The sequence below is a fragment of the Caulobacter sp. Root487D2Y genome (assembly GCF_001427165.1).
Taxonomy (GTDB): Bacteria; Pseudomonadota; Alphaproteobacteria; order Caulobacterales; family Caulobacteraceae; genus Caulobacter.
The window spans coordinates 132,687-144,091 of record NZ_LMFD01000003.1 but is presented as its reverse complement, the minus strand read 5'-3'; the positions used below and the strand labels follow the sequence as shown (position 1 = coordinate 144,091).

The 11,405-nt window shown below is 69.4% G+C and carries 8 protein-coding genes, 1 tRNA gene and 1 pseudogene; 8 read left to right on the top strand and 2 right to left on the bottom strand.

Annotation, left to right across the window (positions count from 1 at the left end):
* The first annotated feature begins 19 nt into the window (after nt 1–19).
* From ASD38_RS06460 to ASD38_RS24500, 3 genes and pseudogenes are all read left to right on the top strand, one after another.
* Nucleotides 20–96 (top strand) — tRNA-Met (locus ASD38_RS06460).
* Between the two features lie 232 nt (nt 97–328).
* Nucleotides 329–532 (top strand): annotated as a pseudogene (locus ASD38_RS24505) (cold-shock protein); the annotation flags it as partial.
* A 141-nt stretch (nt 533–673) separates the two neighbouring features.
* Nucleotides 674–868 carry a cold-shock protein gene (locus ASD38_RS24500; protein WP_233206781.1) on the top strand — a complete coding sequence of 65 codons (195 nt, stop codon included), beginning with the start codon at nt 674–676 and terminating at the stop codon, nt 866–868.
* A 148-nt stretch (nt 869–1,016) separates the two neighbouring features.
* On the opposite strand, the gene ASD38_RS06450 is transcribed toward ASD38_RS24500, so the two are convergent.
* Nucleotides 1,017–3,317, bottom strand: a complete 2,301-nt coding sequence (locus ASD38_RS06450) for an NADP-dependent malic enzyme (protein WP_056458691.1) — start codon at nt 3,315–3,317, stop codon at nt 1,017–1,019.
* A gap of 378 nt (nt 3,318–3,695) precedes the next feature.
* Between ASD38_RS06450 and uraH the strand changes: the two genes are divergently transcribed.
* The 5 genes from uraH to guaD are packed head-to-tail and all read left to right on the top strand — an operon-like array spanning nt 3,696 to nt 10,178.
* Nucleotides 3,696–4,043, top strand: a complete 348-nt coding sequence (gene uraH, locus ASD38_RS06445) for a hydroxyisourate hydrolase (RefSeq protein WP_056458689.1) — start codon at nt 3,696–3,698, stop codon at nt 4,041–4,043.
* A gap of 1 nt (nt 4,044) precedes the next feature.
* Nucleotides 4,045–5,520 carry a xanthine dehydrogenase small subunit gene (gene xdhA / locus ASD38_RS06440; protein ID WP_056458686.1) on the top strand — a complete coding sequence of 492 codons (1,476 nt, stop codon included), beginning with the start codon at nt 4,045–4,047 and terminating at the stop codon, nt 5,518–5,520.
* Nucleotides 5,513–7,852, top strand: coding sequence for a xanthine dehydrogenase molybdopterin binding subunit (gene xdhB, locus ASD38_RS06435; protein ID WP_056458683.1), 2,340 nt, complete (start codon nt 5,513–5,515; stop codon nt 7,850–7,852). Before xdhA ends, xdhB begins: the two co-directional genes overlap by 8 nt.
* A 42-nt stretch (nt 7,853–7,894) precedes the next feature.
* On the top strand, nt 7,895–8,905 hold the full coding sequence (xdhC, locus tag ASD38_RS06430; RefSeq protein WP_056438099.1) for a xanthine dehydrogenase accessory protein XdhC: 1,011 nt from the start codon (nt 7,895–7,897) through the stop codon (nt 8,903–8,905).
* Nucleotides 8,892–10,178, top strand: coding sequence for a guanine deaminase (guaD, locus tag ASD38_RS06425; RefSeq protein WP_056458680.1), 1,287 nt, complete (start codon nt 8,892–8,894; stop codon nt 10,176–10,178). The genes xdhC and guaD overlap by 14 nt, the downstream gene beginning before the upstream one ends.
* A 154-nt stretch (nt 10,179–10,332) precedes the next feature.
* On the opposite strand, the gene ASD38_RS06420 is transcribed toward guaD, so the two are convergent.
* Nucleotides 10,333–11,292: a nucleoside hydrolase gene (locus tag ASD38_RS06420; protein WP_056438093.1), complete on the bottom strand. Its 960-nt coding sequence runs from the start codon at nt 11,290–11,292 to the stop codon at nt 10,333–10,335.
* Between the last annotated feature and the right edge of the window lie 113 nt (nt 11,293–11,405).

The window sequence follows — 11,405 nt, the reverse complement described above, 5'->3', positions numbered from 1 at the left end:
AAATCACTACCCTCTTCGCCGCGGGGTGGAGCAGCCCGGTAGCTCGTCAGGCTCATAACCTGAAGGTCACAGGTTCAAATCCTGTCCCCGCACCCAAGCCTTATAGTCAAGCTTCCCGACGTCATTCGATGTGTGGCCCTCGTGCCACTTCCGGTGGCGTTTCGGTCGCGATCGACCCGTGTCACGCGAAAATTTATCGCCTGGACCGGCCTCGGCTTGAGATTCTGCGATCAAACCCCGTAGCGCGTTCCTGGAATTTGCGTCATGAGAGCAGGATGGAAGGACGCGGGTCGGTAACTGGCCCGCTGAATGAGGTTTTGAGGATAAGATGGCGAACGGTGTCGTTAAGTGGTTCAACCCGGCCAAGGGCTTTGGTTTCATTCAGCCCGAGGACGGCGGCCAGGACGTGTTCGTCCACATCGCCGCGGTTGAACGTTCGGGTCTGTCGGGCCTGAACGAAGGTGATCAGGTGGCCTACGAGCTGGAAGAAGATCGTCGCTCGGGCAAGACCTCGGCCGGCAATCTGCGCGTGACCGGCCAAGGCGCGGCGCCGTCGGCTCCCCGCCGTCCGGCCCGCGATTTCGGCGCCCCGCGCGGCGGCGGCTATGACGCGCCTCGTGGCGGCGGCTACGGCGGCGGCGGCGGCGGCTCGGGCGAAGCCGGCACGGGCGTTGTGAAGTGGTTCAACACCACCAAGGGCTTCGGCTTCATCCAACCGGACAATGGCGGCGGCGACATCTTCGTGCACATCTCGGCCGTTGAACGCGCCGGCCTGCGCGGCCTGAACGAAGGCCAGCAAGTCGGTTACGAACTGGAACAGGACCGCCGCTCGGGCAAGACCTCGGCCGGCAACCTGCGCATCCTCTAAGGATCGGAATCAGGCCGGACGCGGAGCGTTCGGCCGATCTTTCGACCCCCGAATTAGGCCCCGCTGGAGCCTTTCCCCGTCGCTGAGACGGTGGAAGGGCGTCTGCGGGGCTTTTTTCGTGTCCGCGACCGGGCCGATGAAGGGGCTTCTAGGCCCCCCGAAGCTCGCGCTCGGCGGCCGCCTGATTCACCGCCAGGGCGGTCATGTTGGCGATGCCGCGCGCGGTGACGCTGGGCGTCAGCACGTGCAGCGGCCGGCTCATGCCCAACAGCACCGGCCCGACCAGCAGGCCCTCGGTGGCGGCGCTGAGCAGGGTCAGGGCGATGTTGGCCGCGTCCAGGGTGGGCATGACCAGCAGGTTGGCCGAGCCCTTCAGGGCGCTGTCGTGCACCAGGCGGTCGCGCAGGGCCTGGGAGAGGGCGGCGTCGGCGTGCATCTCGCCGTCGACCTCAAGCTCCGGCGCGCGCTCCCGGACCAGGGCCAGGGCCTCGCGCATCTTCCGGGCGGTCGGCGAGTTCGACGCCCCGAAACTGGAGTGCGACAGCAGGGCCGCCTTGGGCGTCAGGCCGAAACGCCGCACGGATTCGGCGGCCAGCAGGGTCATCTCGGCCACCTGCTCGGCGGTCGGGTCGACGTTCACGTGGGTGTCGCAGAAGAACAGCGTGCCGTTGTCGATGATCAGGGCCGACAGGGCGTAGACACGGCCGACGTTCTCGCTTTTGGGGATGATCGGCAGGACATAGGTCATGTGCTGCCACCAGTCGCCGGCCCCGCCCACCAGGGCGGCGTCGACGTGGCCGGCCTGCAGCAGCATCGAGGCCGAGACGGTCCGGCGGTTGGTCACCCGGCGCTCGGCGGCCAGGGGCGGCACGCCCCGACGGCTGACCAGGCCCTGGTAGCGCTCAACCAGCGGGGCGAACAGCGCCTTGTCGGCCGACGGATCGAGAATCTCGACGCGACCGTCGAAGTCCAGGCGCAGGCCCATCTCGGCGGCCTTGGCGATGATCGTCTCGCGCTTGCCGATCAGCACGGGCTTGCAGAGACCCTCGTCCAGCACGGTCTGGACGGCGCGCAGCACCCGTTCGTCCTCGCCCTCGGCATAAGCCACGCGGATCGTCGAAGTCTTGGTGGCCTTGCGGGCCCGCTCGAACACCGGCCGCATCAGTTGGCCGGAGCGATAGACGAACAACTCCAGCTCGGCGCGATAGGCGTCGAAGTCGGCGATCGGCCGGGTGGCGACGCCGCTGTCCATGGCCGCCCGGGCCACGGCGGGCGCGATCTGCAGGATCAGGCGCGGGTCGAACGGCTTGGGGATGATGTAGCTGGCGCCGAACATCGGGGCGACGCCGCCATAGGCGCTGGTCACGACTTCCGAGGCCTCGGCCCGGGCCAGTTCGGCGATCGCCTCGACGGCCGCCACCTTCATGGCCTCGTTGATCTCCGAGGCGCCGACGTCGAGCGCGCCGCGGAAGATGAACGGGAAGCACAGGACGTTGTTGACCTGGTTGGGATAGTCGCTGCGGCCCGTGGCCATGATGGCGTCGGGGCGCTGGGCGGCGACGAGCTCGGGCAGGATCTCCGGCTCGGGATTGGCCATGGCCAGGATCAGCGGATTGGGCGCCAGCAGCGGCAGCCATTCGGCCTTGAACACGCGGGGCGCCGACAGGCCCAGGAAGATATCGGCGCCGGGCAGCACGTCGGGCAGCGACCGCGCGTCGGTCGGCCGGGCGTAGCGGGCCATGTTGTCGGGCATGTCGGGCTCGCGGCCGGCATGGACCACGCCCTTGATGTCGGTCAGGGTGACGTTCTCGACGGGCAGGCCCATCGAGACCAGCAGGTCCACGCAGGCCAGGGCCGCCGCGCCGGCGCCCGAGGTGACCAGCTTGACGTCCTTGAGGGTCTTGCCCTGCACGACCAGGGCGTTGCGGACGGCGGCGGCGCAGACGATGGCGGTGCCGTGCTGGTCGTCGTGGAAGACCGGGATCTTCATCCGTTCGCGCAGCTTGCGCTCGATGACGAAGCATTCCGGAGCCTTGATGTCCTCCAGATTGATGCCGCCGAAGGTGGGCTCCAGGGCCGCGACCACCTCGATGAAGCGGTCGGGATCCTCGGCGTCGACCTCCAGGTCGAAGACGTCGATGCCGGCGAATTTCTTGAACAGGACCGCCTTGCCCTCCATCACCGGCTTGGAGGCCAGCGGGCCGATATTGCCCAGGCCCAGCACGGCGGTGCCGTTGGAGATCACGGCGACCAGATTGCCGCGGGCGGTGTAGTCGCGGGCGCAGTCGGGGTCGGCGGCGATGGCCTCGCAGGGCGCGGCGACGCCGGGGGAGTAGGCCAGGCCGAGGTCGCGCTGGGTGGCCATGCGCTTGGTGGCCTCGATCGCCAGTTTTCCGGGCCGCGGCAGACGGTGGTAGTCCAGGGCGGCTTTACGGAAATCCTCGTCCATCGGTCGTTCCTCGGTGACTGCGCAAGGTAAGGCGGCGCGGATCGTCTGGTGCGGGCCCCTGGGCGCCCGGTGTCGCGATCCGTCAGGGCCTAGCTACCGGTGTTGGCGCGGCTTTTCCAACCTTACCCAGGGTCAAAGCATGTTTTTTACGGTTCGGGTCGCCGCGCGAGCGATCGCGGGTGGCTCGCTAAGTAATAAAAGACTTATATAACGCCCATCCGGCGGGCGCCCGACGCCGTCACGCAAGGCGGTTCGCCGTCCTGGCGAGGCGGGAGAGCATCCGGGCTGGACTTGCGGACGAGGCGGTTTCAGCATCGCTCGAAAGGCCCGGGAGTCTAGAATGGCGCACGGCGACGGCGAGCAAGGAACCACGAACGCATGAGCGGCCTGACCACCCACATCCTCGACACGGCGGCCGGCCGCCCGGCGGCGGAGGTCGCCGTGCGGGTTTTCGCCCGGCGCGGGGGAGAGGTCAGCCTGCTGAGCGAAACCCGCACCGACGCCGACGGCCGGGCGCGGCTGGTCGCGGGCGAGGATCTGGCGGTCGGCGGCTATCGCCTGGAGTTCGCGGTGGCCGACTATTTCAAGACTTCGGGCGCGGTCGTCAGCGATCCGCCGTTCCTGGACGTGGTGGTGATCGATTTCGCGGTGGCCGATCCGACCCAGCACCACCACGTCCCGCTGCTGGTCTCGCCGTTCGGCTATTCCACCTACCGGGGCAGCTGAGATGGCGGTGCGCTTCCTGCTGAACGGCGAGGTGGTCGAGGCCGAGGGCGTCGACCCCACCCGCACGCTGCTGGAGCATCTGCGCGGCGACCTGCGGCGCACCGGCGCCAAGGAAGGCTGCGCCGAGGGCGACTGCGGCTCTTGCACGGTGCTGGTCGGCGAACTGGAGGGCGAGACGGCCGATCGGAAAGTTTCCTGGCGGGCGGTCAACAGCTGCATCCAGTTCGTGCCGATGCTGGATGGCAAGGCGGTGATCACCGTCGAGGGCGTCGCCAGAAAGAATGGCGCCAAGGACGAGCCGCATCCGGTGCAGGCGGCGATGGTCGAGCACCACGGCTCGCAATGCGGCTTCTGCACGCCGGGCATCGTCATGTCGCTGTACGGACGGGCGGTCGCGGCCAAGGGCGCCGACGCGCCGGTCGACGAGGTGCTGGCGGGCAACCTGTGCCGCTGCACCGGCTATGGCCCGATCATCGCGGCGGCCGAGACCATCATTCCCGAGGCGGCTCCGGACGTGGCCGACAAGCTGGCGGGATTGAAGCGCGACGAGGCCCTGAGCCTGGACTACGCCGACCCGATCGCCGGCCTGACCCGGCGCTGGTTCGCGCCTTTGAGCGTGGACGAGCTGGCCAAGACCTACGCGGCCTATCCGGACGCCGTGGTCGTGGCCGGGGCCACCGACATCGGCCTGTGGGTCACCAAGCTTCGCAAGCCGCTCAAGACCCTGATCGACATCGGTCGGGTGGAGGAACTCAAGACCGTCGCCCGCGAGGACGGTGGGCTGCGCATCGGCGCCGGCGTGCGCTATGCCGACGCCCTGGAAACGCTGGGCGAACTCTATCCCGACCTGGGCGCGATGATGCGCCGGCTGGGTTCGACCCAGGTGCGCAACAGCGGCACGATCGGCGGCAACATCGCCAACGGCTCGCCGATCGGCGACATGCCGCCGGCCCTGATCGCGCTGGGCGCGGAGCTGGTGCTGCACCACTGGAACGAGCGGCGAACCCTGCCGCTGGAGGACTTCTTCATCGTCTATGGCAAGCAGGACCGCCGGCCGGGTGAATTCGTCGAAGCGGTGCGGGTTCCCGATCCGCGACCCGGCGCGATGTTCAAGGTCTTCAAACTGTCCAAGCGCTTCGACCAGGACATTTCGGCGGTCTGCGGGGCGTTCAACATCCAGATCCAGGATGAGGTCGTGACCAGCGCCCGCATCGCCTATGGCGGCATGGCCGGCACGCCGAAGCGGGCCGTCGCCTGCGAGGCCGCCCTGGTCGGCCAGCCGTGGGACCGGGCCACGATCCACGCCGCCGTCGAGGCCCTGACCGGCGACTTCAGGCCCCTGACCGACGCCCGCGCCTCGGCCGCCTATCGCGCCCTGACGGCCGGCAACATGCTGCGCAAGGTGTTCATCGAGTCCGCCCGGCCGGATCTCGAAACCCGCGTGCAGACGTACGCCTTGGGGGCGGCCCATGGCTGATTCCGGCGCCAAGCTGGTCGAACCGGTCGTCTTCCAGGGCGTTCACGCCGCGCTGCCGCACGACAGCGCCCTGCGCCACGTCTCGGGCGCGGCGATCTATGTCGATGACATTCCCGAACCGGTCGGCATGCTCCACGTCCACCTGGGCATGAGCACGCGGGCCCACGCCCGGATCGTGTCGATGGACCTGGCGGCCGTGCGCGCCTCGCCCGGCGTGGTCACGGTGCTGACCGCCCAGGACATTCCCGGCGAGAACGACGTCAGCCCGGTGATCCACGACGACAGGTTGTTCGCCGACGGCGAGGTGATCTGCGTCGGCCAGAGCCTGTTCGCGGTGGCCGCCACCTCGATCGCCGCCGCCCGCGCCGCCGCCGCCAAGGCCGTGGTCGAGTACGAGGATCTGCCCGCCGCGATCACCATCGCCCAGGCCCGTGACGCCGATCTGAAGATCGAGGCCAGCCAGCGCATGGCGCGCGGCGACGCTGCCGCCGCCCTGGCCGCCTCGCCCCGGCGGCTGCGGGGCGTGTTCGCCATCGGCGGTCAGGACCATTTCTATCTCGAGGGCCAGGTCGCCCTGGCCACGCCGGGCGAGGGCGGCGACGTCCACATCTGGTCGTCGACCCAGCATCCCAGCGAGGTCCAGCACCTGGTCGCCCGGGTGCTGGACGTGCCGCACACCTCGGTGACCGTCGAGGTCCGCCGGATGGGCGGCGGGTTCGGCGGCAAGGAGACCCAGGCCTCGCTGTTCGCCGCCGCCGCGGCCCTCGTGGCGGTCAAGACCGGCCGCCCGGCCAAGGCCCGGCCCGACCGCGACGAAGACATGGTCATGACCGGCAAGCGGCATGACTTCGAGATCGCCTACGACGTCGGCTTCGACGACGAGGGCCGGCTGACGGGGCTGGCGCTCGAGCTGGCCTCGCGCTGCGGTTCCACCACCGACCTGTCGATGGCCATCAACGACCGGGCGATGTTCCACGTCGACAACTGCTACTTCCTGCCGGCCGTCGAGATCGTCTCGCACCGCTTCAAGACCCACACGGTGTCGAACACCGCGTTCCGGGGGTTCGGCGGTCCGCAGGGCATGGCGGCGATCGAGCGGGTGATGGACGCGGTCGCCCAGGCCGCGGGGCTGGATCCGCTGGAGGTGCGCCGGCGAAATCTCTATGGCGGCGAGGGGCGCAACCTGACGCCCTATCACCAGACGGTCGAGGACAATGTCGCGCCCCAACTGCTGGCCGAACTGGCGGCGTCCTGCGACTACGAGGCCCGCCAGCGCCAGATCGACGCCTACAACGCCAGGAGCCCCGTGCTGAAGAAGGGCCTGGCCCTGACGCCGGTGAAGTTCGGCATCTCGTTCACGACCACCCACCTGAACCAGGCCGGGGCGTTGATCCATCTCTATGCCGACGGCTCGATCCTGCTGAACCACGGCGGCACCGAGATGGGCCAGGGGCTGTTCGTCAAGGTCGCCCAGATCGTCGCCGAGGCCTTCAAGGTCGATGTGTCGCGCGTGAAGGTGACCTCGACCGTCACCGACAAGGTGCCCAACACCTCGGCCACGGCGGCCTCGTCGGGCACGGACCTGAACGGGATGGCGGCGCTGAAGGCGGCCAACACGATCAAGACGCGGCTGGTCGAGTTCGCGGCCATGAAATGGGGCTGCCTGAAGAGCGCCGTCGAATTCACGCCGCAAGGCCTGCGGGCCGGGGAGACGCTGATCCCGTTCGAGGTCCTGTGCCGCCAGGCGCACCTGGCCCGGGTGTCGCTGTCGTCCACCGGCTTCTACGCCACGCCCAAGATTCACTACGACCGCGCCACCCACACCGGCCGGCCGTTCTACTATTTCGCCTACGGCGCGGCCTGCAGCGAGGTGCTGATCGACACCCTGACCGGCGAGATGAAGGTCACCCGGGCCGACATCCTGCACGACGCCGGCCGCTCGCTGAACCCCGCCATCGACCTGGGCCAGATCGAGGGCGGTTTCATCCAGGGCATGGGCTGGCTGACCACCGAGGAGCTGGTGTTCAGCGCCGACGGCCGCCTGCTGACCCACGCCCCCTCGACCTACAAGATTCCCACCTGCGGCGACCGGCCGGCGGTGATGAACATCGCCCTGTGGGAGCCGGGTCGCAACGTCGAGGAGACGGTCCATCGCTCCAAGGCCGTGGGCGAGCCGCCGCTGATGCTGGCCTTGTCGGTGCTGTCGGCGGTGAACCGGGCGGTGGCCTCGGTGGCCGACCACAAGGTGTTCCCGAACCTGGACGCGCCGGCGACGCCCGAGCGGATCCTGATGGCGGTCGAGGACGTCAAGCGGAGGGGCGGTCTTGGTTAGGGCGGCGACCTACATCCTCCCTCTCCCAATGGGAGAGGGCGCATGAACTGGGCCCGCCAATCCCTCGCGCGTCTGGCCGAGGATCAGCCCGTCGCCCTGGTCACGATCCTCGCCACCGAGGGCTCGGCGCCGCGCGACGCCGGGACCAAGATGGTGGTCTGGGCCGACGGTCAGGCCGGCACGATCGGCGGCGGCAATCTGGAGCACCAGGTCGCCGACCAGGCGCGGCGCATGCTGCTGACGGAGGTCCACTTCGCCCTGCAGGACTATCCGCTGGGCCCGCTGCTGGCTCAATGCTGCGGCGGCCGCGTGCGGCTGCTGATCGAGCGCCTGGACAAGACCGCCGTCGACTGGCTGACCGACGCCGCGCGCCGCCTGGACGCCGACCAGCCCTTCGAGGTCCGCACCCGCTTCAACCCCGGCGCCCTGACCAAGACCGTCGCTCCGGTCGCGGCGTCTAGTCCCGAGGGGGCGACGATCACCCTGGCGGGCGAGCCGGCGACGACGCGCGGGGCGCGGCCGACGCTGGGCGACGTGCTGGTCGAGCCGCAGGACCTGCCGCGCCCGCCGGTGCTGCTGTTCGGGGCCGGCCATGTGGGCCAGGCCGTGGCCCGGGCCCTGGAGCCGCTGCCGTTCCGCCTGGCCTGGTACGACACCCGCCCCGAGACCGCCGAATTTCCCGGCGTGACGGTCGGGACGGCCGCCGAGCTGGCCGCCGCCGCCATGGGCGCGGGGCCCGACGCCTATATCCTGGTCATGACCCACGACCATAATCTGGACTACGCCCTGACCTCGTCGGCCCTGGCCGGCGGAGCGTTCGGCTATCTGGGCCTGATCGGATCGGACACCAAGAAGGCACGGTTCCTGAGCCGGCTGCGCAAGGACGGCTTCGGCGACGGGACGGTGTCCCGCGTCACCTGCCCGATCGGCCTGCCGCACCTGAAGAACAAGGCTCCCGAGGTGATCGCCGTCTCGGTGGCCGCCGACCTGCTGATGCGGCTCGAGGCCGCCCGCCGCGAACGTACGAAGGATCTCCAGCTTGCAAGCCTATAGGGCGTCGATCCTCCACCTGGAGGACGACCCGAACACCACGGACGGGGAGGCGCACGCCTTCCACGAGGATGGCCTGCTGCTGGTCGAGGACGGTCGGGTCATCGCCTGCGGCGACTACGCCAAGCTGGCCGACGAACTGGGCGATACGCCCATCGAAGACCTGCGCGGCAAGCTGATCGTCCCCGGCTTCGTCGACACCCACATCCATTTCCCGCAGGTCGACATCATCGCCGCCCACGGCGAGCAGCTGCTGGACTGGCTGGAGCGCCACACCTTCCCGGCCGAGGCGGCGTTCGCCGACAAGGGCCACGCCGAGGAGACCGCCGAGTTCTTCGTCGAGGAGCTGCTGCGCAACGGCACGACCAGCGCCCTGGTGTTCGGCTCGGTGCACAAGGTCTCGGTCGAGGCGCTGTTCGCCGCGGCCCTGAAGCGCGACATGCGGGTGATCGCCGGCAAGTCGTTGATGGACCGCAACGCCCCGCCCGGCCTGACCGACACGGTCGAGAGCAGCCGCGCCGACATGCAAAGCCTGATCGCCGACTGGCACGGCAAGGGTCGGCTGGGCTATGCGGTCACCCCGCGCTTCGCGATCAGCTGCAGCGACGAACAGCTGACCATGGCGGGCGAGGTGCTGGCCGAGCATCCGACGGTGTGGATGCAGACCCACCTGTCGGAGAACATCCGCGAGATCGTCGACACCGCCAAGCTGTTCCCCGAGGCGAAGGACTATCTGGACGTCTATGACCGCTTCGGCCTGGTCGGGAAGCGCTCGGTCTTCGCCCACTGCGTCCACCTGCAGGGTGAAGCGTTCCAGCGGCTGGCCAATGCCGGTTCGGCCATCGCCTTCTGCCCGACCTCCAACCTGTTCCTGGGCTCGGGCCTGTTTCCGCTGGAGACCGCCTGCGCCCACGGCGTGAAGGTGGGGATCGGCACGGACGTCGGGGCGGGGACGACGTTCTCGATCCTCCACACCCTGGGCGAGGCCTACAAGGTGGGCCAGCTGCGCGGCGAGGCGCTGGACCCGTTCCACGCCCTGTACCTGGCGACGCTGGGCGGGGCGCGGGCCCTGGGGCTGGAGGACGAGATCGGCAGTCTGGAGCGCGGCAAGATCGCCGACTTCCTGGTGCTGGACCTGGCGGCGACCCCGCTGCTGGCCCGGCGGATGCCGGCGGCGCGGAGCCTCGAGGACCGGCTGTTCGCGCTGACGGTGCTGGGGGACGACCGCGTGGTGGAGCGGACGTACGTGGCCGGGGTGGAGCGGTATCGGCGCTGAGCCCTCTTAGGTCCCCCCCCTGTGGGGGAGGTGGCGGCGAAGCCGACGGAGGGGGGAGTGATCGGCAGGCGGCGGCGTCTTGGAAATTCGGTCCTGAAACTCCCCCCACCGATCGCTTCGCGATCGCCTCCCCCATAGGGGGAGGGCCTTTGCCTTAAGCCCCCATCGTCTCCGCGTACAACTTCAACAACCCCTCGGCCTTCACCCCCACGGTGATCGCCTGGATGGGCTGGTCGTCCCAGGCCGACGGCCCGAACAGCTCGCCCTCGACCTTCTGGCAGGTCTGGCCCAGGGCGATGCCGTCGGTGACCACCCGGATCGAGCCGGGGCGAACCTCGAACAGCGACGGGTCGATCACGAACGCCACCGCCGCGGCGTCGTGCACGCAGCAGCCGACGATGCCGTCGCGGCCGCCGTAGAACGCCGCATAGGGCTTGGAAATGGCGTTGAGGAACGCGCCGGCCGGACCGGCCGAGGCTTCCAGGGCTTCCATGTAGGCGGGAGTCATCACCACCTGGGTGGTGACGTCCAGGCTGACGGCGGTCACATGCCAGGGGGCGGTGAACACCAGGTCGGCGGCCTCGGGATCGTTCCAGATATTGGCCTCGGCCACCGGCGTGACGTTGCCCGGCTTGCCGGCCACGCCGAACGCGCCGCCCATGATCACCACGGCCTTGAGCAGGGCGGCGACTTCCGGATCGGCCCGCAGGGCCAGGGCCAGGTTGGTCAGCGGGCCGACCGCGACCAGGGTGATCTCGCCGGGGTTCTCGCGCGCCAGGTCGATGATCGCCTGGTGAGCCGGCTTGGCCTCCGGCCGGGCGGGGACCAGGCCCGTCAGCGCGACGTCGCCCAGGCCGTTCTCGCCGTGCACGAAGGTGGGCGAGGGATTGCGCGGCCGGGTCAGCGGCTTGTCCGTGCCCTTGAAGACCGGGGCCGTCAGGCCGAAGCGGTCCTTCAGGTAGAGGGCGTTGCGGGTGGTGATGTCGATGTCGGCGTTGCCGTAGACCGTGGTCACGGCCACCAGGTCGAGCGCGGGGCTGGCCTCGATGAACAGAAGCGCCATGGCGTCGTCGATGCCGGGATCGGTGTCGAAGATGATTTTGGAGGTCGTCATCCGAGGGATTTAACTCATCGTGTGATGGAGGGGGAGGCCCTCCGAAACGAACCATGCTCCCGGCGCGAACCGGGAGCATGGCGGGACGATGGCAATCCTTCGTGAGTTCCGCC

Coding starts and splice junctions, on each gene's coding strand:
- xdhC (WP_056438099.1), top strand. CDS start 7,895: ATGAACTGGGCCCGCCAATCCCTCGCGCGTCTGGCCGAGGATCAGCCC.
- uraH (WP_056458689.1), top strand. CDS start 3,696: ATGAGCGGCCTGACCACCCACATCCTCGACACGGCGGCCGGCCGCCCG.
- xdhB (WP_056458683.1), top strand. CDS start 5,513: ATGGCTGATTCCGGCGCCAAGCTGGTCGAACCGGTCGTCTTCCAGGGC.
- ASD38_RS06450 (WP_056458691.1), bottom strand. CDS start 3,317: ATGGACGAGGATTTCCGTAAAGCCGCCCTGGACTACCACCGTCTGCCG.
- xdhA (WP_056458686.1), top strand. CDS start 4,045: ATGGCGGTGCGCTTCCTGCTGAACGGCGAGGTGGTCGAGGCCGAGGGC.
- ASD38_RS06420 (WP_056438093.1), bottom strand. CDS start 11,292: ATGACGACCTCCAAAATCATCTTCGACACCGATCCCGGCATCGACGAC.